Source organism: Haloglomus halophilum, assembly GCF_024298885.1.
Taxonomy (GTDB): domain Archaea; phylum Halobacteriota; class Halobacteria; order Halobacteriales; family Haloarculaceae; genus Haloglomus; species Haloglomus halophilum.
Window position 1 is genome coordinate 1,246,011 of sequence record NZ_CP101166.1, and the last position, 25,696, is coordinate 1,271,706.

22 protein-coding genes are annotated in these 25,696 nt (G+C 68.7%); 10 read left to right on the plus strand and 12 right to left on the minus strand.

Annotation, left to right across the window (positions count from 1 at the left end):
* Positions 1–2: 2 nt before the first annotated feature.
* Positions 3–2,141: a catalase/peroxidase HPI gene (gene katG, locus NL114_RS06125; RefSeq protein WP_254823909.1), complete on the minus strand. Its 2,139-nt coding sequence runs from the start codon at positions 2,139–2,141 to the stop codon at positions 3–5.
* Between the two features lie 227 nt (positions 2,142–2,368).
* Positions 2,369–3,202 (minus strand): proline dehydrogenase family protein, encoded by an 834-nt coding sequence (locus tag NL114_RS06130; RefSeq protein ID WP_254823910.1) that lies wholly within the window; start codon positions 3,200–3,202, stop codon positions 2,369–2,371.
* Between the two features lie 223 nt (positions 3,203–3,425).
* Here NL114_RS06130 and NL114_RS06135 point away from each other — a divergent pair, with 223 nt between their 5' ends.
* The 5 genes from NL114_RS06135 (at position 3,426) to NL114_RS06155 (ending at position 8,221) form a co-directional block, all read left to right on the plus strand.
* Positions 3,426–4,379, plus strand: coding sequence for a hypothetical protein (locus tag NL114_RS06135; RefSeq protein WP_254823911.1), 954 nt, complete (start codon positions 3,426–3,428; stop codon positions 4,377–4,379).
* 73 nt (positions 4,380–4,452) lie between these two features.
* Entirely contained in the window at positions 4,453–4,998 is a 546-nt protein-coding gene (locus NL114_RS06140) for a CDP-2,3-bis-(O-geranylgeranyl)-sn-glycerol synthase (RefSeq protein ID WP_254823912.1), read from the plus strand.
* Between the two features lie 463 nt (positions 4,999–5,461).
* Positions 5,462–6,613, plus strand: coding sequence for a hydroxymethylbilane synthase (hemC, locus tag NL114_RS06145; RefSeq protein WP_254823913.1), 1,152 nt, complete (start codon positions 5,462–5,464; stop codon positions 6,611–6,613).
* Entirely contained in the window at positions 6,610–7,413 is an 804-nt protein-coding gene (gene cobA / locus NL114_RS06150; protein ID WP_254823914.1) for a uroporphyrinogen-III C-methyltransferase, read from the plus strand. Before hemC ends, cobA begins: the two co-directional genes overlap by 4 nt.
* Positions 7,414–7,495: 82 nt before the next feature.
* The gene (locus NL114_RS06155) at positions 7,496–8,221 is read left to right on the plus strand and encodes a uroporphyrinogen-III synthase (RefSeq protein ID WP_254823915.1); all 726 of its coding nucleotides are present in this window, start codon (positions 7,496–7,498) and stop codon (positions 8,219–8,221) included.
* Positions 8,222–8,538: 317 nt separating this feature from the next.
* Here NL114_RS06155 and NL114_RS06160 read toward each other — a convergent pair whose 3' ends face one another.
* The 3 genes from NL114_RS06160 to NL114_RS06170 form a co-directional block, all read right to left on the minus strand.
* Positions 8,539–8,973 (minus strand): hypothetical protein, encoded by a 435-nt coding sequence (locus NL114_RS06160; protein WP_254823916.1) that lies wholly within the window; start codon positions 8,971–8,973, stop codon positions 8,539–8,541.
* 64 nt (positions 8,974–9,037) lie between these two features.
* Positions 9,038–10,510: a succinyl-CoA:acetate CoA-transferase ScpC gene (gene scpC / locus NL114_RS06165; RefSeq protein WP_254823917.1), complete on the minus strand. Its 1,473-nt coding sequence runs from the start codon at positions 10,508–10,510 to the stop codon at positions 9,038–9,040.
* Between the two features lie 25 nt (positions 10,511–10,535).
* Positions 10,536–12,020: a DolP-mannose mannosyltransferase gene (locus tag NL114_RS06170; protein ID WP_254823918.1), complete on the minus strand. Its 1,485-nt coding sequence runs from the start codon at positions 12,018–12,020 to the stop codon at positions 10,536–10,538.
* Positions 12,021–12,165: 145 nt separating this feature from the next.
* Here NL114_RS06170 and NL114_RS06175 point away from each other — a divergent pair, with 145 nt between their 5' ends.
* The gene (locus tag NL114_RS06175; RefSeq protein ID WP_254823919.1) at positions 12,166–12,420 is read left to right on the plus strand and encodes an AbrB/MazE/SpoVT family DNA-binding domain-containing protein; all 255 of its coding nucleotides are present in this window, start codon (positions 12,166–12,168) and stop codon (positions 12,418–12,420) included.
* Complete coding sequence (locus NL114_RS06180) at positions 12,420–12,848, plus strand: type II toxin-antitoxin system VapC family toxin (protein ID WP_254823920.1); 429 nt, start codon at positions 12,420–12,422, stop codon at positions 12,846–12,848. The genes NL114_RS06175 and NL114_RS06180 overlap by 1 nt, the downstream gene beginning before the upstream one ends.
* Positions 12,849–12,865: 17 nt before the next feature.
* On the opposite strand, the gene NL114_RS06185 is transcribed toward NL114_RS06180, so the two are convergent.
* Positions 12,866–17,011 carry an Eco57I restriction-modification methylase domain-containing protein gene (locus NL114_RS06185; RefSeq protein ID WP_254823921.1) on the minus strand — a complete coding sequence of 1,382 codons (4,146 nt, stop codon included), beginning with the start codon at positions 17,009–17,011 and terminating at the stop codon, positions 12,866–12,868.
* A 159-nt stretch (positions 17,012–17,170) separates the two neighbouring features.
* Between NL114_RS06185 and NL114_RS06190 the strand changes: the two genes are divergently transcribed.
* Positions 17,171–17,422, plus strand: coding sequence for a type II toxin-antitoxin system HicA family toxin (locus NL114_RS06190; RefSeq protein ID WP_254823922.1), 252 nt, complete (start codon positions 17,171–17,173; stop codon positions 17,420–17,422).
* A 123-nt stretch (positions 17,423–17,545) separates the two neighbouring features.
* Here NL114_RS06190 and NL114_RS06195 read toward each other — a convergent pair whose 3' ends face one another.
* The 4 genes from NL114_RS06195 to NL114_RS06210 form a co-directional block, all read right to left on the minus strand.
* A complete protein-coding gene (locus tag NL114_RS06195) occupies positions 17,546–17,926 on the minus strand; it encodes a NifU family protein (protein WP_254823923.1) in 381 nt (126 codons plus the stop codon).
* Between the two features lie 79 nt (positions 17,927–18,005).
* Complete coding sequence (locus NL114_RS06200) at positions 18,006–18,356, minus strand: DUF5783 family protein (protein ID WP_254823924.1); 351 nt, start codon at positions 18,354–18,356, stop codon at positions 18,006–18,008.
* A 78-nt stretch (positions 18,357–18,434) separates the two neighbouring features.
* A complete protein-coding gene (locus tag NL114_RS06205; RefSeq protein WP_254823925.1) occupies positions 18,435–19,364 on the minus strand; it encodes a DUF8054 domain-containing protein in 930 nt (309 codons plus the stop codon).
* A gap of 81 nt (positions 19,365–19,445) precedes the next feature.
* Positions 19,446–20,426, minus strand: coding sequence for a VOC family protein (locus NL114_RS06210; RefSeq protein WP_254823926.1), 981 nt, complete (start codon positions 20,424–20,426; stop codon positions 19,446–19,448).
* A gap of 136 nt (positions 20,427–20,562) precedes the next feature.
* Here NL114_RS06210 and NL114_RS06215 point away from each other — a divergent pair, with 136 nt between their 5' ends.
* The gene (locus tag NL114_RS06215; RefSeq protein ID WP_254823927.1) at positions 20,563–21,039 is read left to right on the plus strand and encodes a hypothetical protein; all 477 of its coding nucleotides are present in this window, start codon (positions 20,563–20,565) and stop codon (positions 21,037–21,039) included.
* Positions 21,040–21,106: 67 nt separating this feature from the next.
* On the opposite strand, the gene NL114_RS06220 is transcribed toward NL114_RS06215, so the two are convergent.
* The gene (locus NL114_RS06220; protein WP_254823928.1) at positions 21,107–22,360 is read right to left on the minus strand and encodes an iron-containing alcohol dehydrogenase family protein; all 1,254 of its coding nucleotides are present in this window, start codon (positions 22,358–22,360) and stop codon (positions 21,107–21,109) included.
* 203 nt (positions 22,361–22,563) lie between these two features.
* On the opposite strand from NL114_RS06220, the gene NL114_RS06225 reads away from it, so the two are divergent.
* Positions 22,564–23,469 (plus strand): E3 ubiquitin ligase family protein, encoded by a 906-nt coding sequence (locus NL114_RS06225; protein WP_254823929.1) that lies wholly within the window; start codon positions 22,564–22,566, stop codon positions 23,467–23,469.
* 724 nt (positions 23,470–24,193) lie between these two features.
* On the opposite strand, the gene NL114_RS06230 is transcribed toward NL114_RS06225, so the two are convergent.
* Positions 24,194–25,645, minus strand: coding sequence for an RtcB family protein (locus NL114_RS06230; protein WP_254823930.1), 1,452 nt, complete (start codon positions 25,643–25,645; stop codon positions 24,194–24,196).
* Between the last annotated feature and the right edge of the window lie 51 nt (positions 25,646–25,696).

A 25,696-nucleotide genomic window follows, 5' to 3' on the forward strand; every position in this document is an offset into this window, starting at 1 on the left:
GTTCACTCGAGGTCGAAGCGGTCGTTGGTCATCACCTTGTGCCACGCGTCGACGAAGTCCTGGACGAACTGCTCCTCGCCGTCCTCGGCGGCGTACACCTCCGCGATGGCGCGGAGCCGGGCGTTCGACCCGAAGATGAGGTCGAAGCGGGTGGCCTCCCACTCCAGTTCCCCGGTTTCGCGGTCGTAGCCCTCGTAGACGCCGTCACCGGCCGGCTCCCACCCGTACGTCATATCGAGCAGGGTGTCGAAGAAGTCGGTGGTCAGCGTCCCCGGGTCGTCGGTGAGGACGCCGCGGTCCGAGTCCCCGTAGGTCGCACCCAGGGTGCGCAGGCCGCCGACCAGGACCGTCATCTCGTCGGCAGACAGGTCCAGGAGGTCCGCCCTGTCGACGAGCAGTTCCTCCGGCCGCTCGTGGTCGACATCGTCGGGGAGGTAGTTGCGGAAGCCGTCGGCATCCGGTTCGAGCGCCTCGAACGACTCCACGTCGGTCTGCTCCTGGCTGGCGTCCGTACGTCCCGGCTCGAACGGAACGGTCACGTCGTAGCCGGCCTCGGCCGCCGCCGCCTCGATGGCCGCGTTGCCACCCAGCACGATGAGGTCGGCGAGCGACACCTGCGTCCCGTCCGAGCGCGAGTCGTTGAACTCCGCCTGGATCCCCTCCAGGGTCTCCAGCACGGTCGCCAGCTCCTCGGGCTCGTTGACCGCCCAGCTCCGCTGGGGTTCGAGCCGGATGCGGGCGCCGTTCGCGCCGCCGCGCTTGTCGCTGTCTCGGTACGTCGACGCCGCGGCCCAGGCGGTCTTGACCAGCTGGGTGCGCGAGAGATCCGACGCGAGGAGGTCCTGCTTGAGCGTCTCGGCCTCGCTCTCGCCGATGGTTCCGTAGTCGGCATCGGGGATGGGGTCCTGCCAGAGCATCTCCTCGTCGGGAACCTCCGGGCCGAGGAGCCGCTCCGGCGGGCCCATATCCCGGTGGAGCAGCTTGTACCAGGCCCGCGAGAACGCGTCCATGAACTCCATCGGGTCGTTCTGGAACTCCTCGATGATCTCCCGGTAGTCCGGGTCCTTCTTCAGCGCGACGTCGGTCGTCAGCATCATCGGCGTCTGCTCGTCCTCGGGGTCGTGGGCGGCCGGCGCGTCGTCGATCTCGTCCTCGTCGACCGGGCGCCACTGCCAGGCGCCTCCGGGGCCCTTCTCGGGCTCCCACTCGTGGTTGAGCAGGTTGTCGAGGTAGGAGGTATCCCACATCGTCGGTGTGCTGTTCCACGGCCCCTCGATGCCGCTCGTGATGGTGTCGTCACCCTTCCCGGAGCCGTAGTCGCTCTCCCAGCCCAGGCCCATGTCCTCGATGGGTGCGGCCTCGGGCTCGGGGCCGACGTGCTCCTCGGGGTCGTCGGCGCCGTGGACCTTTCCGAACGTGTGGCCGCCGGCGATGAGCGCGGCCGTCTCCTTGTCGTTCATCGCCATGCGGTCGAACGACTGCCGGATGCGCTCGGCCGACCACTCCGGGTCCGGCTCGCCTTCCGGGCCTTCGGGGTTCACGTAGATGAGACCCATCACGGTCGCGCCGAGCGGCCCCTGGAGCATATCGTCCTCGTCGAACCGGTCCCAGCTCTCCATCTCCATCTCGGGCCCCCAGTCGACGGCCTCGTCGGCCTCGAACACGTCCTCGCGACCGCCGGCGAAGCCGAACGTCTCGAACCCCATCGACTCCAGGGCGACGTTGCCCGCCAGGACGATCAGGTCGGCCCACGAGAGCTTGCGGCCGTACTTCTGCTTGACCGGCTCGAGCAGCCGGCGGGCCTTGTCGAGGTTGGCGTTGTCGGGCCAGCTGTTGAGCGGTGCGAACCGCTGGGTGCCACCCGAGGCGCCACCGCGCCCGTCGGTGGTGCGGTACGTGCCGGCGCTGTGCCACGCCATCCGGATGAACAGCGGGCCGTAGTGACCGTAGTCCGCCGGCCACCAGTCCTGCGAGGTCGTCATCACGTCCTCGATATCTGCCTTCACCGCATCGAAGTCGAGGGATTCGAACGCCTCGGCGTAGTCGAACTCCTCGCCCCTCGGGTCGACCGGACGGGCGTTCTGGTCGAGGATCTCGAGGTTCAGTTGGTTGGGCCACCAGTCTTGATTGGACCTGCTCATACTGGGGTGGTTATGGCTTGTGGCTGTTAAGATTGTCTAAATCAGTAATCAAATCTTCACTACAGCAAAAGGTATCTGCCGGATTCGAAAAGCTCGGGTAGCGTCGTTCAGGCGACGGGTCCGGCACCACTGGGCGACATCAGGGGTGCGACCGGAGCCGTCGGCCACGGCAGTGCCCGGTCGGAGCGCCCGACCGTCGGCGTCCAGATATCGGCGTCGTGGGGCCGCTACCCGCTCACGATGGCCCGCAGCGCGAACGCCGCGTTCCCGGTGTTCTCCTTCACGCGCCGGTAGAAGTACGAGAGCCACTTCCCGCCGTACGGGACGTACTGGTAGACGGGCACCGACCGCGCGAGCTCTGTCTGCGCGCCCTCGCGAACGCCCATGAGCATCTGTATCTCGTAGTCGGTGCCGTACGTCTCGTGCAGGTCGCGGGCGTACGCCACCATCGCGGGGTCGTGGCTCCCGACGGCGACACCGCCGTCGAACGTCCGGAACGCCTGCTCCAGCAGGTCGCGATAGGCCTCGTTCACGCGGGATTTCTCCCGGTAGGCGATATCGCGCGGCGGCTCGTAGGCACCTTTCACCAGCCGGACCTTCCCCGGCAGGTCGGCGAGCCGGCCGAGGTCCTCCGGTGTCCGCTTCATGTTGGCCTGGAGGCACAGGCCCATATCGTGGTAGTCCGCCACGAGGTCACAGAAGCCGTCGAGCGTCGCGTCGACGGTCGTGTGGTCCTCCATGTCGACCCAGACGAAGGCGTCCCGGCGGTCGGCGTGCGCGGCGATATCGCCGAGGTTCTTCCGGAACACGTCCTCGTCGACCTGGATGCCGACCTGCGAGGGCTTGACCGAGACACAGCAGTCCAGATCGGACCGACCGATGTCGTCCAGCAGGCGCCGGTAGGTCGCCGCGTCGGCCTCTGCCGGGTCCCGTTCGTGGTAATGCTCGCCGAGCAGATTGAGGAGGGCCCCCACGTCGCGCTCGTTCAGCCGCCGGGCGTGCTCGAGCGCCTGCGCGGGGTGTTCGCCGGCCACGAACCGGTCCGCGACGGGCGGAATCATACCGGAACTAGCGCCTGGAGCGTATTTGAGTGTGGTCCCGGCCGCCCGGGCACGAGCGCCGATAAACCACATGCCGCGATACAGAATCCACTCGGCCGCAGGACCCCATCGAGCACGAGGAACGGCCCGCAGGCGGTCCGAGCGTTCCGTCTATCGCCGTTCCGGGTAGTTTTCACGCGTGGAATCTCGGCGGTGACATCCGTCCGGCCACCCAGGTCGGGGCATGGACCGCCGTTCGCTACTGCTCTCGGGGGCGGCGCTGGCGGCGACCGCGGCCGGCTGTACGAGTCTGCCGGGGATGGGTGACGGGGCCGCCGCGACGGCCCCCCGGGCGAGCCTCCGAGCGACCGCCGTCGAGGACATCGACATCGCCCGCCGGATGGACCGGCACGTCGAGGGCGACGGCGCCCGTGCGGCACTGCTCGACGAGGTGCTCGAAGCCGGGAGTGCGACCCGGGACTCCATCCGCCCGCGCCTCCGCGCGGGCACCCTCGTCAACGGGGAGACCCGCTATCGCCTGACCGCGACCGTCGAGAGCCGGCAGCCAGCGACGGTGTATCCCATCATGCTGGAGGACCTCTCGTACGAGGGCGTGCACGCGAGCGACGGCGCGGAACGGGTCCGGTTCGGCGACCTCCCCGCCGTGGACCGGCGTATCTTCCGCGAGAACGGGCTCGCCGACGGCGACGGGCTGGGCATCGGTACACAGCTTGTCTACCCCGATAGCGCCCGTGAGGACTCCGAGCTGGTCCCGCCGGCGGAGACGGTCATCGTCTGGGGGCCGGACCGGAAGGGGCTGTTCGACTCACGCCACGAGAGCCGCGACGCGGCGCTGGTGACGCGGCGGTACACTGCCGAGCGGCTGGAACCGGCAGCCGCGTACGGCCGGCGGCTCCGCGAGCGGTACGCCGTCGACCTCTCGGACGTGCCCGAGGCGGAGGCACAGCTCCTCCGCACGGCCGCCGGGACCGAGGTGTACGAGGTGCCGCGCGGGCGGACACCCCGGACGCCGTTCCGGTCGCTGGCCGAACGGTTCCGCGATGTCACCGACGTACGCGAGGCGACCCAGGGGGAGGGCGACGAGGCCCCGACCGGCGAGCGCTCGGGGACCTACCTCGTCCGCTTCGAGGAGGCGGTCTATCTGGTCCACCTGCAGCTGTTCCCACCCGGGCGGTGAGGCCTGGAGGCGGCGGGAGCCGAGCCACCCCGAACCCCCGGCCGTTAAGCCGAGCGGCCGCACATCCCCGCGCATGTCGCTGCTCGGAACGGTGATCGGTGCGCTGTGGGCGATGCTCCCCGCCTACATCCCGAACAACGCGGCCGTGCTGTTCGGCGGCGGGCGACCGCTCGACGGCGGGCGGAACCTCGGCGAGCGACGCATCCTCGGCGACGGCAAGACCTGGCGCGGGACCATCGCGGGCATCACCGCCGGCACGCTCCTCGCGGGCCTGCTCAACGTGCTCCGCGAGCGCGCCGGCGCGGCGTTCGGCGTGACGCTCCCGTCGTTCCCGACCGCTGCGGCGGTCGCGCTCCCGGCAGGCGCGATGCTGGGTGACATCCTCGCCAGTTTCCTCAAGCGCCGGACGGGACGGGACCGGGGGGCGGCGTTCCCCGTCCTCGACCAGCTCGATTTCGTCGCGGCGGCGCTGGCGCTCGCCGCCGTCGTGGTCCCGAACTGGACGCGGGAGACGTTCACGCCCGGCCGGCTGGTGGTGGTCGCGATCGCCACGCCCGCGCTCCACCTCCTCACCAACGCCGGGGCCTACGTACTCGGACTGAAGGACGAACCCTGGTGACCGGGCGTCGGCCGGCGTTCGCCGGTGATATCCTCCCCGCCGTGACCGACGGGGTCCCTCCGTAGAACGAGAGCCTGCACCCACAGCGTCGCGTCCGCGTGTCCGTCGCGTCCCCTGTCGGTCGAAACGGGAGGCTCGCGACACGGTGGAGCCTCGCATCGAACCGTCCTGCCCCCGAACGTACGCATGTGCTGTCGGACCACCGGTACCGGCTCGACTGCCGACTGGAACTCTACGCGACACCATTTCAGATAAGTTGTGTCTATTTCTCATCTCTAACCAATATTTTCCAGATATGCGAAGTACTTCGAACGAGCCCTAGTACTTGGACTGTTGCCTTCTCACTCCCCGGAACCCCTGGACCGAAATTCGATATCGTGGTATACAGTTTATCCGCGAGGAGCCCCGAACTCCCCTTCCCCAACCCGACAGCGGTTTCACGCCCGCTCGCGGAGGCACGCGTATGCGAGAGACACGAACGGTCCGGCTGGCGACACGGGGTTCGGACCTGGCGCTGCGGCAGGCCGCCACCGTCGCCGAGCAGCTGGAGGACCGTCACACGGAGGTCGAACTGGTCGAGGTGGAGACGGAGGGCGACCGGATCCGCGACGAGCTCATCCACCGGCTCGGCAAGACCGGCGCGTTCGTCCGGGCGCTGGACGAGCGCGTCATCGACGGCGAGGTCGACGCCGCCGTCCACTCGATGAAGGACGTACCCACGGACTTCCCGGACGAACTGGTCGTTGCGGGCATCCCAGAGCGCGCGCCCGCGAACGACGTGCTCCTGACCCCGGGTGGTCGGACCCTCGACGAGCTCCCGGAGGGCGCAACGGTCGGCACCTCCAGCCTCCGGCGGCAGGCCCAGCTACTGGCCGAACGACCGGACCTCGACGTCCAGCCCCTGCGCGGGAACGTCGACACGCGCGTCGAGAAGCTGCTCGCGACGAGTGTCGGGAAGGAGCACGACCGCCGCGTCGCCGCCGACGGCGAGTTCGACTCGCCGTCTGCAAGCGGGACGGAGTCCCGCCCTGCCGAAGAGGAAGAGGACCCCAACGAGACGTTCGACCAGTCGAGCGAGGAGTGGTTCGAGTCGCTGTCGGTCCTCGAGCAGGACGCGCTGGCGCGCTACCCCGTCGAGACCGCTTACGACGCCATCGTCCTCGCGGAGGCCGGCCTCGAACGGATGGGCCTGCTCCACCACGTTCCCCACGCACGCCTCGACCCGAACGAGTTCGTCCCCGCCCCCGGTCAGGGAGCCATCGCGGTGACCGCGCTCGCCGACGACGCCGCGTCGTTCCGCGAGACCGTCGACCACCCGCGGACCCGCGTCGAGACGACCGTCGAGCGGACGGTCCTGAAGGAGCTCGGCGGAGGGTGCGTGGCGCCGCTGGGCGTCCACGCCACCGTCCGCGGCGAGTACGTCCACGTCGTCGCGCGCGTGCTGGACCGTGCCGGCGAGGAGACCATCCGGGAGACGAGCGATCTGCCCGCCAACGACCACGCCGACGCCGCGCGCGCGTTCGCGGCCGACATCGCGGACCGCGGCGGCGCGGAGCTCGTCGCGGAAGCTCGCAAGACCGCCGAGGAGCACGAGGAAACGGAGGGAGCCCGATGAGCGGGGCTACCGATGGGGAACAGGATGACGTGGGCACCGTCTACCTCGTCGGGAGCGGCCCCGGCGACCCCGAACTCATGACGGTGAAGGCGAAGCGCCTGCTCGAGGAGGCGGACGTGGTCCTCCACGACAAGCTCCCGGGCCCGGAGATCCTCGGCTCCATCCCCGAGGAGAAGCGCGAGGACGTGGGCAAACGCGCCGGCGGCGAGCGAACCTCCCAGGAGTACACCAACGACCGGCTCGTCGAACTCGCCCGCGAGGGCAAGACCGTCGTCCGGCTGAAGGGCGGCGACCCGTTCGTCTTCGGCCGCGGCGGCGAGGAGGCCGAACACCTCGCCGAACACGGCATCCCGTTCGAGTACGTTCCCGGCGTCACCAGCCCCATCGCCGGCCCCGGTGTCGCCGGAATCCCGGTCACCCACCGGGACCACACCTCCTCGGTGTCGTTCGTCACGGGCCACGAGGACCCCACCAAGGACGAATCGATGGTGGACTGGGAGGCGCTCGCGGCGACCGGCGGCACCATCGTCGTCCTGATGGGCGTCGGGAAGCTCCCGGCCTACACCGAGGCGCTCCGCGATGCGGGGAGGGCCGGCGACACACCCGTCGCGCTGATCGAGCGCGCCACCTGGCCCGACCAGCGCGTCGCCACCGGCACCCTGGACACCATCGTCGACGTGCGCGACGAGCAGGGCATCGAACCGCCCGCCATCACCGTCATCGGCGGCGTCGCGGGCACGCGCGAGCGAGTCGAGGCGTTCCTCGCCGGCGAACTCGGTGAGTACGGGGGCGAAGCATGACCGGGGGACAGGGCGCCGATAAACCGCGGATGACGATACCAAACCCGGCCGAAGCGACCATCACCCGGACGGAGGTGGCCCCATGAAGATCGCCGTCTTCCGGCCGGACGACGGCCGTGCGGCCGCCGCAGCCGAGACCGTCCGCGACCTGGGCGCCGAGCCGGTGCTCGACCCGATGCTCGCCGTCGAACCGACCGGCGCTCGGCCCCGCGAGGACGCCGAGATCGCCGTCTTCACCAGCACCTCGGGCGTCGAGCTGCTGGCCGAAGCCGGCTGGAGCGCGGGCGAGACGACGGTCTGTGCCATCGGGTCCTCGACGGCCGAGGCGCTCCGCGAGGCCGGGTACGAGGTCGAGGTCGTGCCCGAGCAGTACTCCTCGGCGGGACTGGTCGAGGCGCTCGCCGACCGGGTGGGCGGGGTCCGCGTCGAGGTCGCACGCTCGGACCACGGCAGCGCCGTGCTGCTGGACGGGCTGGAGGACGCCGGCGCGTACGTCCACGAGACCACCCTCTACCGGCTCGTCCGGCCCGAGGGTGCGGGGTCGTCGGCCGACCTCGCCGCCCGCGGCCAGCTCGCAGGCGCCTGCTTCACCGCCTCGATGACCGTCGAGAACTTCCTTGCCAGCGCGGACGAGCGAGGGGTTCGTGCCCCGGCGGTCGCGGGGCTGAACGATGCCGTCGTGGGCTGTATCGGCGAGCCGACGCGCGAGCGCGCGGAGCGCGCGGGTATCGAGGTCGATGTCGTGCCCGAGGTCGCCTCGTTCGAAGCGCTGGCCGAGGCCGTGGTCGAGCAGGCACGCGACCGCTGAGCGCTGCCGCCGAGCCGGCATCGTCGAGGCTGTTTCTGCTTCGAGCACCCGATAGCAGAACGGAGCGTCCCGTCTCCGGCCCGTTCGGTGTGGCCCGCGAGGGAGCGCTCGGGCGAGTTCCGTATCGTGCTCGGTGGTTTATCCGCCAGGTGGAGGCTCCCTGGAGAGCGAATCGATAATCGGCCAGAAGAACCATATAAGACACAGAAGGAACCTTAGCCAGAATGCCAGACGCATAATCGAAGGAATTCGAGTGTTGCACACTTATTCAGGTCGCCGACACGTAACGACGTGGCACAGCGCCGAGGACGATCGAGTCACCGCTCCTCGTGTGGCGTCAGCGCCAGCCGTCGCCGGAGCACCGGGCGCAGGATGACGACTGCACTGAGGAACACGAGGAGGGGGTAGAGGACCCACGCGGCGAGCGCCCCCAGTTCACGCATCGTCGTGGCGTCGGCGAGGCCGAACACCAGCACGGCGTGGACCGGCGCGTGGAGCAGCGCCAGGAGCGCGAGCAGGCGCCCCGGGACGGTCCGGTCCCCGCTAGCGAGGTGGTGGAGTGCGAACCCCGCCATCGCGACGACGAGCGCCGTCGCGGTCCAGACGAGGAACTGCCATCCGGCGAACAGGTCCGTCCGCCAGGGGGACCCCTGGAACAGCCCCTCCACGACCAGCATGACCGACGCGAACGTCAGGGCCACCCAGGCGAGGGCCTGGTCGGAGTCGTTCGCGAGCCGAACGGTGCCTCTCATGGGCGCCCCTTGGCCGTCCCCGTGGATATGTCCCCGTGCGATTCCCGGGGGCGAGGAACGAGCGTCACTCCGTCGCGTCGGGCGGCCAGTCGGCCGCGAGGTCGAATCCACCGGGCGTGTGACCGCCCCGTTCCAGCGCCCGCTCGCGGTAGTCCGCGAGCGCGTCGCGGAAGTCCGGATGGGCCACATCGAGCATCGCCGCCATCCGCTCGCGGGGCGACAGGCCACGCAGGTCCGCGACGCCCCGGTCGGTGACGACCACGTCCACGTCGTGTTCGGTGTGGTCGACATGCGCGACACGAGGGACGACCCTGGAAACGTCGCCGCCGGCCGCGGTCGAGGGGAGCGCGACGACCGAGCACAGCGCGTTCCGGAAGAAGTCGCCCGAGCCGCCGACGCCGCCGACCACGTCGGTGCCGATATGCGTGGAGTTGACCTGCCCCGTCAGGTCGACCTCGACGGCGCCGTTGACCGCGACGACGCCGAACGAGTCGATGAGGCCGGCGTCGTTCGAGACATCGACCGGGCGGAGGACGACCTGCTCGCCGTAGCGGTCGAGGTTCGCAAACAGGCGCGCCTGGCCCTCGCTGGAGAGCGCGAGCGAGGTGGCACTGGCCGAGGCGAGCGTGCCGTCGTCGAGCGCGTCCAGCACGGCATCCTGCAGGACCTCGCCGAAGTAGGCCACGTCGCGGTCGCCCACCTCGACGGCGTCGAGCGCCGAGACGACGGCGTTCCCGACGCTCCCGACGCCGAACTGGAGGTTGAGCGCCTCGTCGAAGGCGGCGTTCCGGTCGAGTTCGGCGTCGAGGAAGCCCGCGAGTTCGTCCGCGAGCGCGCGGTCGGCCGCGGTGGGGTCGCGGAAGGTGTAGGTCGTGTCGGCGCGGTCCGTCCGAACGACAGCCGCGAGTTCCTCGGGTTCGAACTCGACACGCGGCGAGCCGATACGCGCGTCGACGGCATCGAGGGCGAGCGGCTCGCGTTCGGGGGGTGCGGTCCGCACGAGCAGGTCGTGCAGCCCCTCCAGGTCGCGGGGCTGGGCCGCGTTCACCTCGACGATGACGCGGTCGGCCGCGGCCACGAGCGCCGGCGTCGAACCGACCGAGGGCGACGGGACGAGCCAGTCCTCGCCCACGGCGACCGCTTCCACGACGGCCCAGTCGGGCGACGGGAGGCCGCCAGAGCGGACCTCGTCGGCCACGTCGGCGACATGCCGGTCGTGGAACGCCACCGCACCGTCGTTGATGGCCTCGCGCAGTGCCTCGTGGCCGACGAACGGGTAGCGCCGCGCCATCGCACCCGATTCCACGAGGGCCTCGTCCACTTCGGGGCCGACACTCCCGCCGCTGATGACCGTCAGGTCGAGGGCGGCGGCATCGTCGCGGTCTGCCAGTGCCTCCGGGACGAGCTTCGGGTAGCCGACGCTCCCGAACCCGGAGATACCCAGCACGGCGCCGGACTCGATACGGGCCGCGGCCGCGGCGGCCGTCTCGACCGGCAGATCGCCCGCGACGCGCCCGCCGGTCCCGTCGTCTGTCATGGCCCGACCGTGGGCGGGCGGGTAGTTAGCGTTGGGTGTCGTGGCCGACACGCGTGGCGTTCCCGCCGCCGGGCCCGTACTCGCTCCGGACGGCACGCCAGGTCGGACCGAGCCGCCCGCAGGGAGCCGTCTCCCAGCGCTGCCCCTCGGCGAGGCCCAGCCGCCGCACGAGCCGCTGCTGGTTGGCGGCGCCGAACGCCCGGCAGTTGGCTATCGGGACCCGGTTCCAGTAGACGTACTGGCGTTCGACGCCGTCAAGGTCGTCGGGGCCCGACACGTTCAGCGCGCGCTCCTGGGTGGTATCGTACGTCTTCGGGTCGGTCCGGGGCGGGCCGGTGACGAACCCGCCCATCGTGGCGACGGCGACCGCCGCCAGCATCAGCACCGCGGCCGCGAGCGTCCGCGCGAGCGTAGCGCTGTCGGCGGGAATCCGGGCAGCGAGCCCATCCGACCAGCCCCGCAGGTCCGCGACCGCCAGCCCGACGCCGAGCGAGACGACCGCGAGCCACGGGAACAGGTCGGGTGGGTTGTCGTAGTCGAGGGCGGCGAGCTGGATGGAGAACCAGGCGACGAGGACGAGCAGCGGCCACTCGCGTGCCAGCCGCCCCGCCGTGCTGTGCCGGACGATGCCGGCCACCCCGACGAGCGCCACCGGCGCCCACGACCCCAGCGCCCACCCGATGTCCGACACCCGCGCGAGGAGCGGCTGGCCGCGGGTCAACAGCAGCGGCGCCAGCACCGTCTCGGCGACCATCGCGGGCAGCGCCCCCCAGTAGAGTACCGGCAGGAGGACGACCACGCCGGCCCCGAGCCCGCCAGCCACCGCCCGTGACGCGGCGCGGCGCCCGCCCGTCTGCCAGCACAGCCCCACCACACAGCACGGGAACACGACGGCGAACTGCCAGAACCCGACCGCCGCCGCGCTCACGGCGCCGGCCGCGAGCGGGCGCTCGCGGAACCCGAGCCACAGACAGCCCAGCCCCGTCGCGATGACGAGGTACTTCGGCTTGAACCCGACGAGCGCGCGGTAGAAGTACATCGGCAGCGCGAACGGTGCGGCGCCCGCGACCACCGCCGCGAGGCGGTCGCCGGTCAGGTCGTGGACGAGGCCCGCAGCGACCGCGGCCCCGACAGCGATGGCCACGGCGTTCACCAGCAGGTTGAGCACGTGATACAGCGCGACGTGCTCGCCCGCCAGCACCGCCAGCACCGCCGTCACCTCGAACGCGAGCGGCGGCTTCACCTCCCAGACATCGATGTAGAGGCGGTTCCCCTCGGCGAGGAACCAGCCGACGTACTCGAAGATGACCGAGTCACCCAGCCACGGCCACGTGCCGGCGGGGAGCGCTGTGAACAGGCGGGCGGCGGCGTACCCGAGCGCCAGCAGCGCCAAGAGGGCCGCGGCGACCGGCGGCCGGGCGGCGAGCCACGCGCCCGCCGACCGCAGCGCGGTCCGGGCCTCGGCGGCGTATCGCCGGGCCTCGGTAGAGAGGGCCTCGTCGGGAGCCATACTCGCGGAAGCAGGGGCCGCGAGAAAAAGGGGCGGCACGCTCCGTCCTGCCAGCCCGTCGCCCACAGCCACAAGCACGACACGGATGGGGACCGCGACCACAAGTGGCGCAACAAGTATGCGTCCGGCGTCTGTACTGCGGGATATGGCGACACAAGAGACACCCGAGGAGACCAAGGTGAGCGACAGCGGCGTCGTCACGGTCCCCGCGAGCATCCGGCGCCGGCTCGACATCGAGCCCGGCGACAAGCTCCGCTGGCACACGGAGGACGACGGAACCCTCTCCGTCGAGGTCGTCCGGGAGCGCTACGGGGCGTTCGAGGACGACGACCTGCAGGCCGACCTCGGTGGTGACGGGCTCGAGACGCACGACCTATCGGGACACGAGGACGCGCTCTGATGCCGGCCGTCGTCGTGGATTCGAACGTCTTGATCGACTACAAGGATACGAGCAGCAGCCGCCACGAGACGGCGGCATCGCTGGTCCGGGGCGTCGACAGCGGTGACCTCCCGACGGCCCGGGTCACGGACTACGTCGTTCTGGAGACACTGAACTGGATCCACGAGCGTCAGCGCCACGACATCGCGGCCGACCTCCGACGGCGACTCACCGATTCGGCCGGGTTCGAACTCGTCCACTCGGCGCAGAAGGATTACCGTCGAGCCGTGGAGCTGTTCGACGACCACGAGCAGCTCGCGTTCGGTGACGCGACTATCGCCGCACACATGGAGCGCACCGGCATCGAGTACCTCTACTCGTTCGACGACGACTTCGACCGGCTCGGCTGGGTGACTCGGCTCGACACCCCGGACGACCCGTTCGCCTGACGGAGGGTCGTCCGGGCTCAGTCCCCGACGGCATCCTCCACGATGGCGATCTCCTCGTCGGTCAGCCCGTACAGGTCGTAGACGATCTCGTCGATCAGCGCATCGGTGCGCTCGATCTGCTCGTCCAACTCCGCCGCGCGTGCGACCTGCTCGCGGTACGTCTCCAGCCCGTCGCGAACGTCCGCGAGCGCGGGGAGGGTGAGCGCCTCCAGCCGGTCCAGCGGGGAGATGGTGCTGGTCGCGTTGTCCCGGAAGCCCGCCGTGCCGCCGGCCTCGTCGACGGCGTACGGGACGAACGACTCGATGAGGTCGGCCTGTGCGTCGTCCAGCCCGACGAAGCGCATCGCCGGCTCCGGGTCCAGCGTCAGGTAGCCGTGCTGGTTCGGCTCGCCGTCGTACTCGTCGGAATCCTCGGGCTTGACGTACGGGACGATGCTGAGGGTGAGCGTGTCGCCGTCGCGCTCGACGGTCACGTCGGCGATGCGGAGCTTCTGGAGGCCCTCTGCGGTGTCTTCGGTCTTGGTGATGAGCGAGTCGGCGCGGCCCTCAGGAGGGATGGGGCCGAGGTCGGCCAGCGTGGGGCCGTCGTCGTAGGTGCCGAGGTAGTCCGGGAGGTGGAGGTTCAGGCGGTTCCGCTCCCCAGTTAATTCTATAATATCCCCAACATTATTTCTTAGCTCGCCCTCAAATTTGTTTATCGGGAGAGAGATTGGTTTTATATAATCGGTTTTATATCTATAATAGCCTCCACGGAGTACGGTACCTGTACGCAAAATATAGTACCATACCAGATCCGAATTCAATATTCCAAGAACTTCTTTATCATAATTAGCGTAGTTCCCCTTGAATATAGGGCTATAGACTGTAGTAGAATGATAAATATCTCCAGACTGGTCGTAAGTTGCCTCACCTTGTTTAACTATTTCAGGAATTAGTATCTTGTCACGGGCAAATTTACTCGGGTGCCGTGGGCACCAGTGAGCGTACCACGATTCGAATATTTGATTTTCGCCACCCCTACTTTTCAGAGATTCAGAATGGTTGCTTAGATATTGATGCGCATTCGGATATTCATTGGAGAATATATCCTCAGATAACAAATTGCCATCATTAGTATATGGATATATCAAATATGAATCTGTTTCTATAGGCCCGTACCGCGACACTTCGTCACCACCAACATACGGGTGTGCAATCTCTTTTTCAATTTCTACCTGTTCATCGCTTGCTTGTGAGTATCCTCTAATGATTTCGTCCTTGACCTCACAATCCGTCAAGACGAATATCTTGTCCCCGCTGGTCTGTATACCGACAAAAATCTGTTCAGCCACCGCTGTGAAATCTTTCCCTTGCTCCTCGATCTTCTTCAGCACTTTCTGTTCTTCCTCACTCAAAAGCCTCCATCCTTCGTGCCCAAGCTCAGTTCTATTCCACTGAATACTCTCAAGTTCTCTCTCGGGGGCCTCTCTTATGATGGTATATTTTGTCTCATCTTCGACTTCGACATCTGAAGACAAAAATAAGAGACATGTATATGTGGATACACCATCAAATATCTGATATTGGCTGAAATCCACTATAGATTCGATAACATGTCTGTCTGTCAAATAGGTGCGTAAGGCTTCACCTGCTTTTGATTCAAAAAACTTGTTTGGGACGATTAACCCGGTGCGTTTTGCAGATAGTTCGTTTCCTAATTCAATAAATAGCGAATACAAATCATACCGCCCCTTTGATGATTCAAACAGGTTCTCGTACCCTTTTTTGAATATATCCGATATATTCTGTATTTTTACGTAGGGGGGATTCCCAATTACTGCATCGAATCCTGGTGATTCCCTCTTTTTCCCAGATGGTGTGTAGAATGACTCGGGGAACTCGAGTCTCCAATGAAATGCTTGCGTATCTCGTGAGGTTGATTTCGCTGTTTTGAACCAATCCTGTTTCTCAACCTCTCTCCACTCCTCTCCATCATCCAACGCCCCGGCCATCCGCTCGTACGCCCCACTCGGAACATCTACCCCGAAATCCTCCGCAACCCGTACGTTCGCCATCGCCACCAGCCGCTGCCGGAGTTCGTCGTTCTCGATTTCGGCGTACTTGCGCTCCATCGCCTTCACGTCCTCCAGGTCCTCGTTCTCGATGGCGAGGAACTCCTGATAGACATCCATCAGGTGTTCCATCGTGCCCCGTCGGGTCGCGCCGAACTCCGCGAGCGAGGACTGGTCGGAGTCCTCGGCGGAGGCGTCGGACTCCAGTTCTTCTATCTCCTCGATGTCCGCACCGACCAGCGAGTTGCCGCATTTGAGGTGGTGGTCGAGGAAGGCGAGCGGCTGGTCGGCGGCGAGCGTCTCCAGCCACATCGAGAGCTTCGCGAGTTCGACGGCCATCTCGTTGATGTCGACACCGTAGATGCACTCCTTGGCGAGCGTGCGGCGGATGTGGCTCTCGTCGAGGACCGTCACCTCGCGCTCGCGAGCCTCGTCCATCACCTGTTTGGTGAGGTAGCGGGTGGCCGCGGTGAGGAAGTGACCCGACCCCATCGCCGGGTCGAGGATTTTCAGCTCCTTCACCTCCTTCATGAACTCCTGCACGTAGGCGGCATCGCTCTGGAACGTGCCGGCGTCGACCGCCTCGCGGATGTCGTCGAGCAGCGGGTCGATTGTCTCCTCGACGATGTAGGAGACCACGTAGTCGGGCGTGTAGTAGGCGCCCGTGGCCTTGCGCTCGCCGTCGTCGTTGACGACGTAGAGGTCGCCACGCTCGACGGACTCGACGGCATCCGCGACCGTCACCTCGTCGGCGGGCTGCCACACCTGCGCGCCGTCCTCGCGGACCGCAGCCATCGACTCCGGGGCGACGCGGAACTGATGTTCCAGCAGGCCCTCGTAGATGCTTCCGAGGTGCCGGGTGTTCAGGTCGGCGTAGTCCGCGAGGACGACCTCGCCCGTCTCGCTGGTCGTGGTAGAGATGCGGTGGATGGCCTCGGCGAGGTGCCGGTTCGGGAGGTCGTTCTCCTCGAGGAAGGCGTGTTCGTCGGGGTCGAACAGGCCGCCGTTGTAGGCGGGGACGCCGAGCTTCTCGTTGCCCGTGTCGATGAGGTCGAACAGCCGGGTGAGCCGGTCCCACATGCTCGGGGACCGGGTGCTGAATTCCCGCTCGTAGTCCGCGGTGCCGTCGAGGCCCTCGTGGATGTCCTGCCGGAGCGTATCGAGGCTATAGTCGTCCTCATACGCCTCGCGAGCGTCCGGGTCGTCCGGGTTGATGAGGTCACGCCCCTCGGCGTAGAGGATGAACATCAGCCGGTACAGCAGAACGAGCGACTGCTCTTTCAGCTCGTCCAGCGCCGCGTCGTCGTCCGAGTCGATGTCGAGGTCGTTGTACTCGATGAACCCGCGGCCGACGATGCGGAGCGCGGTGAACACGTCGTCCTGCAGGTCCTCGCCGAGTTCCTCGGCCGCGGTCTCGGACTCGGACCACACCTCGTCGAGAAAGGTGGTGCCACCCGTCTCCCGGAGGGCATCGGCCCGGAAGAAGACGAAGAAGCGCTTGAACGCCTCCAGGTCGCCCGATTCGAGCAGTTCCTGCAGGTCCACCTCGTAGTACGTCTCCGTCTCGTAGTCCTTCGTCCCGTAGAGGCGCCACTTCTTCCCGTCCGTGAGGATTCCCCAGCGGATGCTTCCGGGTGTCTTGTCGAGGTAGTACTTGATCTGGTTCGAGGCGTCGTGGTAGTTGCGCCCCTCGCTGAACTTCTGCGAGAAGTCCGCTCCCCACCGCTTCGCTTCCAGGATACCCAGCCCGAGGTTGTACATCCCCGCGTGGTCACCGTCACGCTGGCGTCCGGCCGCGTCGAGTGCGTCGTCGTCGGATTCGAGAAGCAGTCGGTCGACCGCGCCGCCACCCTCCGGCATCGACGCTTCGTTGAGCGTCGCGTAGCCGAGAACCTCCAGCACCTCATCGATCCACCGCGACCGGAGGTTGTCCTCGTCGTAGTCCGCGACGGTCCCTCCCTCCGTCGTGTAGAGCTCCTGCAGGGCGTCGAACGCGTCCTGTGCCGCCTCGTCGCAGTCCCACGCGTCGAGCGCGTATACCTTCTCGTCCAGATAGTAGTTGGAGAAGAGGTTGGAGTTCCGATAGACTCCCCCCAGCGTCGCCTGACTCATCGTGACTCCGACACGCGAGGGCGGCGGTGAAATAAGTTCCTGCGACCGGGGCGAAGCCTTATGACCGAAGCTACCAGCACCGACGCGAGATGGCGCGTTCCGAAGGGACCGACGGCCAGCGCGAGGGCGTCGAGTTCATCCCCGAGTTCATGCGGTAGCGTGGTGCGGATCTCGTTCTCCGGTCGCGAAATCGCGAGCGTCCTCCGGGGTCACTGCTTCCGCCCGGTCAGGCGGACGGGGAGTCACCTGAAACTCCGGTACGGGCACCCCGAAACCGACCAGATTCGGGTGGTACCGGTGCCGATGGGTCCGGCCGACGACATCCCGACGGGGACGCTCCAGTCCATCGCGTGCCAGTGCGGTGCCGAGGACTTCCACGCCCGGTGTGAGTGGATCGACGCGAATCGCTGACAGCCCCGACCGCGACGGGTCGAGGAGCACCGCAGTCGGCCGCGGGCGGGACCGCCTCGCTCGGAGAACGCGGTCGCTCGCAACGCCAACAGGAAAAGCAGCGAGAAACGCGGCGAACGGAGTTCAGAACGGCGCTTCGGGGCCCTCGTCCGACCCCTCAGACGAGGACTCGCCGGGGAAGGAGGGAGACATGCCGCTGCCGCCGCCGGCGCCGCCGGCCATGCCCTCGTTGCCGCCCATGCCGGTCTCGGCGTGGACCGTGTTGATCTCGGGGATCTCCTTGGTCATGCGGGACTTGATGGCCTGGATGGTCATCGGGGAGATACCACAGCCCGAGCAGGCGCCGCCGAGCATGATGGTGACGCTGCCCTCCTCGCGGTCGAGGTTCTGGATGGCCGCGCTGCCGCCGTGCATCTGGATCTGCGGGAAGTTCCGGCGGAGGAAGTTGCTGATACGCTCGCGCAGCTCGTCCTCGGTGTCGCCGTCCTCGCTCTGGGTGCTCATGTACCGGGGTTGGCGGCGACGGCGCTTAGACCTTTGGTCTGTGCACGCCGTGTGATGGTCGCGCCGGCAGAGCCCGCACTCACTCGGCGGCCGTCGCCGACCCCTCGTCCGGGTCGAAGCCGAACTGCCGGGCGATCTCGCGCTCGACGGTCTCCTGATACGCCTCCAGCACGCCCGTCAGTTTCTCCTCGCCCACCACGACGCTCGTCACCCGGTCCGCGGGGTCGTCGGGCACCTCCAGGCGGAACCGGCCGTCGCCCTCGTAGAACGGCTCGGACTCGTTGAGCACCTCCTGGTCGATGGCGTGGACCAGCTGCGAGTCGTAGCGGTCGTTCATCCGGTCGAACGCGTTCTTGTACGCCTGCTGCAGGTCGGTCAGGTAGTCGACGTACTTCGCCTCGGCGAAGCGGTCGGCGTCGAACTCGGGCATACGTGGTCGTGGGGTCGCCCGGGGGTAAAACGGGACGGGTGTCGAGCGGGCAGGTCAGTCCGGATATGGCGCGGACGGTCAATCGGAGGGGGCGGGGTCACCGCCCGGCCCGCCCGCGCCCTCGGCAGGCTCCTCGTACGGCAGTTCCAGCAGCCGCGAGCCACACTCCTGGCAGTTGGCTGCGACGACCTCGTGGGAGCGACAGCAGGACTCGACGGTCTCGCGGCCGGCCACCACGGGCCCGCCACAGTCGGGGCACTCCTCGATGAAGATGCGGAGGCCGCCCAGGAGTTGCGACCGGGCACCGATGGCGAGGTCGTCCCACTCGGCGACCCACTCCGGGAGGACCCGTGCGGCGGCGAGGTCGGCGATGAGCGCCGCACGGGACTCCCACTGCCCGGCACGGCGGCCGTCGTAGAACGCGACGAACGCGCCGCCGTGCTCCTCGAAGCGGACCTCCTCGGGGTCGAGGTCCAGTTGTGCCGCGAGTTCGTCGCGCTCGGCACCCTCGTCGCGGATGACGGCCATCCGCTCGCGCCACGCGCCGCGGAACTCCGGCGCCAGGCAGAGGTCGTCCTCGTCGGCACAGGGCTCCACGACGCCCGCCTCCAGCAGGACCGCCTCCGGGTTCACCTGCCCCTGGAGTTCGCGGTCGGCACCGGCCTCGTCACCGGGGGCCTCCGCTCCGGCACCGGCGCCGGCGGCCATCCCACCCGCCGTAGCGGGCCCCTTGTCGAACTTCGCCAGCACCCAGTCGGGGAAGTAGCGCTTCGTCAGCTCGGGGGTCCCGGGGACCAGATACCCCCGGAGCCAGATACTGAGCGCGCTCGCGACGAGCACGACGCTGGCGGCGACGGCCGCCCCGACGCCGGGAGCGACCAGCGTCCACCACGCCGCCCCGACGACCGCCGCCAGGACGACCGCGATGACGCCGTTTGCGAGCGTGCAGGGGATACAGCGGTTCTCGCCGGTGTACTCCGGCTGGCGGACCCGCTCGACGATGGACATACCGGTGGCTACGTCGCCCGGGGTATATCTCTGCTGCCTGTGAGAACCGGCGAGGGGCGGGAAGCGTGTGGTGCGTGCCGCTCAGTCGTCCACGCCGGCCTCGCTCGCTGCGGGGTCGGGGTCGGGCGCATCGAACTCGGGGAGGGCGGCCTCGATTGCCTCGCGCTCGTCCTCCAGCCACCCCGGGAGCGCGAGGCGCTCACCCAGCGACTCGACGGGTTCGTCGGCGTCGAAGCCCGGTCCCATCGTGGCGAACTCGAACAGGACCCCCTGGGGCTCCCGGGCGTAGATCGCCCTGAAGTACGTCCGGTCGATGACCTCGGTCGGGTCCATCCCGACGGCCTCCAGCGTCTCCTGCATCGCGTGCTGTTCGGCCTCGTCGGCCAGACGGAAGGCGACGTGGTGGACCGTCCCGACGCCCATCCGCCCGCGCGGGGCGTCCGTCGCCACGAGGTCGACCCACGTCCCGATGCCGTCGGCGCCGGTGTCGTAGCGCGTGACCGTGGCCCCGTCGTCGTCCTCGGCGACCCGTCCGTAGCCGATGGACTCCAGCACGCCGGCGGTCACGGTCGGGTCCGCGAGCGCGAGCGTGACGCCGGCGAGCCCGCGAATCTGGTGTGCCTCGGGGACTGGAGAGGCGTCCCACGCGGGACCCGGGCGCTCGGCGGCCTCGGCGACGAGTTCGAGGCCGATGTCGTCGGGGTCCGTGAAGCGCAGGCGCTCCTCGCCGAACAGCTCCAGCCGCTCGGCGTCGACCTCGTGGTCGGCGAGGCGGTCGGCCCAGTAGGAGAGCGAGCCCTCGGGTACCGAGAACGCGGTGTACTGGGTCTGTCCGGCGCCGAACTCGCCCTGCCGGCCGTCGTCGGTCCACGGGAAGAAGGTGATGTTGGTGCCGGGCGTCCCCGCGCCGTCACCGAAGTAGAGGTGGTAGGTGTTGGTGTCGTCGTGGTTGACGGTCCGCTTGACGAGGCGGAGCCCGAGCGTCTCGACGTAGAACGCGGCGTTCCGGGTCGGGCCCCCGCCGATGGCGGTCACGTGATGGATTCCCGTCGTCTCGACCATGCCTGAGGGAGGTGCGCCGGCGGCATATACCTCCGTGGACCCACGCGTCAGCGGGTGGCACGGGCGTTACCGGAAGAAGCGCCGCAGAGAGCGGCATGGCATGGATGTTTATAGTAGTTTGTTGGGAAGAGAGGCCATGAGTAGGGTGGAAGCGGACTGTGGGCGCTGTGGGGTGACCGAACGAATCGATTCCACGTACTTTCGCGTCTTCGGGGACGATTTCTACTGCGAAGACTGCCTGATCCATACCCGATGTCAGAGATGTCAGGGAGGACTCCGACTCAGGCCGTCAAGATACCAGGATCTCGGAGGGGATCCAGTCGTCTGCTCCGACTGTGGGTCCTCAGCGACTAGCTCGCAGTCGACGCCGACAGGGTCAGGAGCGGCTCCGCCGGAGACCACCCAGTCCACCCCTTCCGGCTCCTCGTCGTTCTGGGACGGCCTCACCAGGGGTGAGAAGGTCGTCTTCCCGATCCTCCTGCTTCTCTTCCTTGGATACGGAAGCATCGCCGTTCTCGGAGCCCAGAACGGGGCCGATATCGACGGAACGCCGCTTGCCGGGCTACTGATCCTGCTGGTCTGGACATATCGGCGGGGGAAGAAGAACGGCTGAGCGGGAGTGGAGCGGGCACGGCACGCCCCCATCCACCGGATTCGACACATCACAGGCAACGTGGGAACTACCACGCCCGCTCCAGCACGGCCTCGATGTCCTCGGCCGTGGGGTCGTAGCCACGCGGGCGGTTGGGCATGAACCCGTCGTCGACGACCGCGCGGGCGATGTCGGGCAGGTCCTCGCGGGGGATGGCGGTCTCACGCAGTCGTCCGGGCAGTCCGAGCGACTCGCGGATGCCGTCGATTGCGTCGACGACGGCGGCGGCAGTGGTCTCGGGTCCGTCGTCGCCACCAGCGACGCCGAGCGCCTCGGCCAGTTCCTCGCGCCGGCCGTCGACCGCGTCGAAGATGTCCCGGACGGCGTGGGGCGCGATGACGCCGTGGGCGGCGCCCTGCTGGAGGTCGTAGCCGCGGGCGAGGCCGTGGCCGAACGCGTGGATGACCGACAGCGTGGTCCCGTCGCCGCGCGAGGCGCCGTACTGGACCAGGATGGTCCCGACGATGGCGTCGTGCATGGTGTCGGCGTCGCGGTCGCCGGCACCCAGCGCCGGGAGCCCCCGCGCGAGCAGCCGCAACCCCCGGAGGGCCGTGCCGTCGGTGACGGGGGTCCCGTTCCGGGCGTAGACCGTCTCCAGCCCCTTGTCGAAGCCGTTCATCGCCGACGCACAGAGGACGCCGTCCGGCGTGGTGCGGAACAGGTCGGGGTCGTAGACCAGCGCCGCGGGCATCAGTCGGCCGTCGAAGACGCCGCCGCGGACGACCGGTCCGTCGTCGCGTCTGGCCGTGATGCCCGCGACGACCGAGAGGTCGGCGCCCGCGAGCGTCGTCGGGACGGCGACGATGGGGGGCAGCTCGCCGGCCGGAACGGGGACGGTCCCGGCGCGTTCGAGGTCGTTCAGCGCGCCCTCGTAGGGCTGCCCGGAGGCGACCATCGCGCTCGCCACCTTCGCCACGTCGAGGCTGCTCCCGCCGCCGAGCGCGACGAACGCGTCGGCGTCCGCGTCCGCGTAGGCGTCCGCGGCGGCCGCGGCCTGTGCCAGCCGCTTCTCGGGTGTCGTCCCGGCGAAGACGTCGGCGAGCCGGTCGCCCAGTCCCTCACGGACGGGACCGACGACGGCGTCGGTCGTGCCGACGGTCTCGCCGGCGACCACCAGTCCCCGCTCGGCACCGATGGCAGCCAGCTCACGCTCCAGGTCGCTCACCCGTCCCTCGCCGTAGACGACGGTCCCCGGTTCGTAGGCGAACCGGAAGCCCGCCGCCGTCCCGCCGTCGGTCGTGGCGACCCCGGACGCGTCGCCGCGCTCGTGGAAGGGATGCACGCGCGGGCCTACTCGCGGCCGCGGCTTGAAACCCGCCACCGATCTCGAGGGGTGCCGGCCGAGTGGGACCGCCGCTGCTCGTTGGAGGTGCCGGCCGAGCGGGACCGCCGCCACCTGTGGGACCACGCATCCGCCCACCACTCGTGTATCCCCGGTAACCGACGGGCGCAACGTTATCCCCCGGGCGTTCCCCTCCATGGTTGATGGCGACGGTTCACATCCTGCTGACGGTCGCCGGCGTCGTGGTGATGGGGGCCGGGTTCATGCTGGGGCGGGCCGGGGACCGCCGCCGGAAGCGCCACTCGCGGCTGGCGACCACCATCCCGGCCGGGACCGGCCGGACGACCGAGCGCGGCCTGGTCGAGTTGACGGGGACGGTCGTCCCCGCCCCGGACGCGCCGGTCCGGACGGTGGAGCCGGACCCGGACGGGACGTTCACGGCCCCCGTCTCGGGGACGGAGAACGCCGTCCTGACGGCCTGGCGCGCCAATCGCGGGAAGGGGGGCACGGGAATCGCGGGGACGCGCCGGGTCGCGACGGGCTTTCGCTCGGTCCCGTTCTACGTCGACGACGGGCGCAGCAGGGTCCTCGTCGACCCGGGGAGCCTCGCGACGCGCGACTTCGAGTTCGACAGCGAGCTCGGGGCGCCCGCCTCGACGGTCCGCACGGCCCGCGCGACCGTCGACCTCGGCGGGTTCGACGCGGAGGTGTTCGTCCCCGCCCGGACGGCTGCGGGCGACCGCCTGACCAGATGGGTACAGGACTCCCCGCACCTCCGGGCGAACGAGGGGCTGGAGAACCGGACCTACGAGGAGACGACGCTGCAGGCCGGCGACGAGGTGTACGTTCTCGGCTACGCCCGCCGGGACACGGGGCGGGCGGGCGGCTCCTCGGAGCTGCTGACGGGCGGCGACGACGACCGCTTCCCAACCCAGGAAGCCGTGGTGACCCATCCGGTCGACGGCACCCGGATGCTGGTCTCGACGCGCGACAAACGCCTGCTCCTCGACGAGAGCGCCGACGGCCACCGCCTCTACCTGACCGGGAGCGTCGTCCTCCTGCTGGGCTTCGCGCTCGCGCTCGCCGCGACCATGCAACTGGTTCCGTGAGATGAGTAGGTGAATCGAACGTCTCCGCCCGCTCTCACTACGACGGCACCCACAACAGAACAACCTCGAAAGCCCCCGCCCGCACTCTCCGTGACGGCAACAGGGACGACGGATACCTGTTGAAAGCCCCCGCCCGCTCGACGTTCCGGGGCTCGCTGCGCTCCTCAGTCACTCACTTCGTTCGCTCCCTGCGGTGCTTACGTCGCCCGGGAACGGTCGAGGCGGGCGGCCCCTTTCAGTCCCACCCTGCTGCTTGTCGCACCGAGCGTTCGCGCGTGGTGGTTCCAGCGGAGTGCTCGTGTCCCCACACCTCCCCGCGCGAGCGCCGCAGACGACTCACCACGCTCCCCGCGGTCGCGGGTTCGTCGGGAGGGCGCTCGCGCGCTTCCTGTACACGGAACCGGCCGGGCGACCCGCCGCCTGACTGGTGCGTGCCGGCCTCGTCAGTCGAGCGGGCGTGCGCTGGCGGCCGACGACTGCCCCTGCGAACGGCCCTGTGCCGCGAGCCCCCGGCTGTCGTCGGCCGTCTCTAAGCGCGCGAGGGCCGAGGAGCGCAACGCAGTGAGCACCGCAGGCGGCTGGGGAGGAACGAGGCTCACAGCTGCTGACTGACCCACGTTCCTGGCGGACTTCCGAGCGGGCGAGGGCTCCGGAAGCAGTTCGCTGTCGATGGTGAATTGATTGAATGTTCCGAGAATAAACCTGATATCGGGAAAATATTGGACTAATCAGTCGCCTTCAGGTTGTGAACGGGCTCCAGCCGTTCGACCACCTCGGCCGTCGGCTCCAGCGCACGCTCGATGGCGTCGGCGGGCTTGTACGCCGCGGGCGCCTCGTCCAGCACGCCCTCGACGACGGACTCGGAGTAGACGCCGTCCATGGCGGCCTCGAAGTCGGCCATCGAGAGGCGGTCGTGGGCGTCGCGCCGGCCCATCCGACGGCCGGCGCCGTGCGGTGCCGTCCGGAGCCAGTCGTCGTTGCCCTTCCCGCGGGCGATGACGGCGCCCTCGGCCATGTTGAACGGAATCAGGAGGCGCTCGCCCTCGCGGGCCGGGGTGGCGCCCTTCCGGATGGTCAGGTCGTGGAAGTCGATGTAGTTGTGGACCGAGTGCCAGGTCTCCTCGGGCGCGACACCCAGCGCGTCGCAGACGGCCCCCGACATCAGCTCCCGGTTCCAGCGGGCGTACTGCTGGGCGAACAGCATGTCCACGTAGTAGCCGTGGGCCTCGCGGCCGACCAGTGGGTCGAGGTCGGTGTTGCGGCCCTCGTCGCCCGAGGGCGGCTGGAGGTCGCCCAGCCGGGCGAAGGTGTGCTCGATCTCCTTCCCATCGAGCTCCTCGCGGAGACGCTCCTTGCGGATGTGGGACTCGCCCATGCCGCCGGTGACCCAGCGGAACAGCTCCTCGTCACTCACGTCGTCGGGGTCGAACTTCAGGAAGCGCCGGTCGTCGGGGTCGATGCGCTCGCGGACCCGGTCGGCGTTCCGGAGCTGGGTGGCGCGGGCCTGCCAGAACTCCGCGACGGCCTTCCCGAGGTAGCGCGAGCCGCTGTGGACCACGAGGTAGTAGTCACCCGACTCGCGAGCGCGGGCGAACTCGACGAAGTGGTTGCCGCCGCCGAGGGTGCCGGCCGAGCGGATGACGTGGCCCATCCCCTGGCGCTGCCGGGAGAGGACGCGCTCGCAGAGCGCCTCGAAGTAGTCGCCGTCGTAGCCATCGAACTCGAAGGTGGGGGCGACGGGCTCGCCGAAGCGCTCGCGGAACGAGCGGTCGAACCGCTCGAACCGCTCGTTGGCCCGCGCGAACGGGAACTCGTCGACGAGGTGGACCGCATCGTCGTAGTCGTGGACGTTGCGGCCCATCGGGACGGCCTCGCGGACGCGGCGCTCGCGCTCGGCGTGGGCCAGCGGGAGCGAGTCGCCGAGGTGGGTGACCGTCATCCCACAGCCCACGTCCACCCCGACGACGTTCGGGACCACGCGGTCCGGGAGCGGCATCGTGAACCCGACCGGGGCACCCATTCCCCAGTGGCCGTCGGGCTGGACGACGACCGGCTCCGTGAATGCGGGGTGGTCGATGAACTCCTGCACCTGGTCGAGGAGTCCCTCCCCGACCAGCGACTCGTCCTCGACCATCACCCGTGCCGTCGTGTACTCGCCGTCCAGTTCGATGGGCATCTCGCCGGAACGTATCCGGGTGACGGGGTTGAAGCTGTCGCACCGGTGTGA

Coding starts and splice junctions, on each gene's coding strand:
- NL114_RS06180 (WP_254823920.1), top strand. CDS start 12,420: ATGCCGGCCGTCGTCGTGGATTCGAACGTCTTGATCGACTACAAGGAT.
- NL114_RS06210 (WP_254823926.1), bottom strand. CDS start 20,426: ATGGTCGAGACGACGGGAATCCATCACGTGACCGCCATCGGCGGGGGC.
- NL114_RS06215 (WP_254823927.1), top strand. CDS start 20,563: ATGAGTAGGGTGGAAGCGGACTGTGGGCGCTGTGGGGTGACCGAACGA.
- NL114_RS06230 (WP_254823930.1), bottom strand. CDS start 25,645: ATGCCCATCGAACTGGACGGCGAGTACACGACGGCACGGGTGATGGTC.
- NL114_RS06225 (WP_254823929.1), top strand. CDS start 22,564: ATGGCGACGGTTCACATCCTGCTGACGGTCGCCGGCGTCGTGGTGATG.
- NL114_RS06130 (WP_254823910.1), bottom strand. CDS start 3,202: ATGATTCCGCCCGTCGCGGACCGGTTCGTGGCCGGCGAACACCCCGCG.
- NL114_RS06205 (WP_254823925.1), bottom strand. CDS start 19,364: ATGTCCATCGTCGAGCGGGTCCGCCAGCCGGAGTACACCGGCGAGAAC.
- NL114_RS06135 (WP_254823911.1), top strand. CDS start 3,426: ATGGACCGCCGTTCGCTACTGCTCTCGGGGGCGGCGCTGGCGGCGACC.
- NL114_RS06170 (WP_254823918.1), bottom strand. CDS start 12,020: ATGGCTCCCGACGAGGCCCTCTCTACCGAGGCCCGGCGATACGCCGCC.
- NL114_RS06185 (WP_254823921.1), bottom strand. CDS start 17,011: ATGAGTCAGGCGACGCTGGGGGGAGTCTATCGGAACTCCAACCTCTTC.
- scpC (WP_254823917.1), bottom strand. CDS start 10,510: ATGACAGACGACGGGACCGGCGGGCGCGTCGCGGGCGATCTGCCGGTC.
- NL114_RS06200 (WP_254823924.1), bottom strand. CDS start 18,356: ATGCCCGAGTTCGACGCCGACCGCTTCGCCGAGGCGAAGTACGTCGAC.
- NL114_RS06160 (WP_254823916.1), bottom strand. CDS start 8,973: ATGAGAGGCACCGTTCGGCTCGCGAACGACTCCGACCAGGCCCTCGCC.
- katG (WP_254823909.1), bottom strand. CDS start 2,141: ATGAGCAGGTCCAATCAAGACTGGTGGCCCAACCAACTGAACCTCGAG.
- cobA (WP_254823914.1), top strand. CDS start 6,610: ATGAGCGGGGCTACCGATGGGGAACAGGATGACGTGGGCACCGTCTAC.
- NL114_RS06140 (WP_254823912.1), top strand. CDS start 4,453: ATGTCGCTGCTCGGAACGGTGATCGGTGCGCTGTGGGCGATGCTCCCC.
- NL114_RS06175 (WP_254823919.1), top strand. CDS start 12,166: ATGGCGACACAAGAGACACCCGAGGAGACCAAGGTGAGCGACAGCGGC.
- NL114_RS06155 (WP_254823915.1), top strand. CDS start 7,496: ATGAAGATCGCCGTCTTCCGGCCGGACGACGGCCGTGCGGCCGCCGCA.
- hemC (WP_254823913.1), top strand. CDS start 5,462: ATGCGAGAGACACGAACGGTCCGGCTGGCGACACGGGGTTCGGACCTG.
- NL114_RS06195 (WP_254823923.1), bottom strand. CDS start 17,926: ATGAGCACCCAGAGCGAGGACGGCGACACCGAGGACGAGCTGCGCGAG.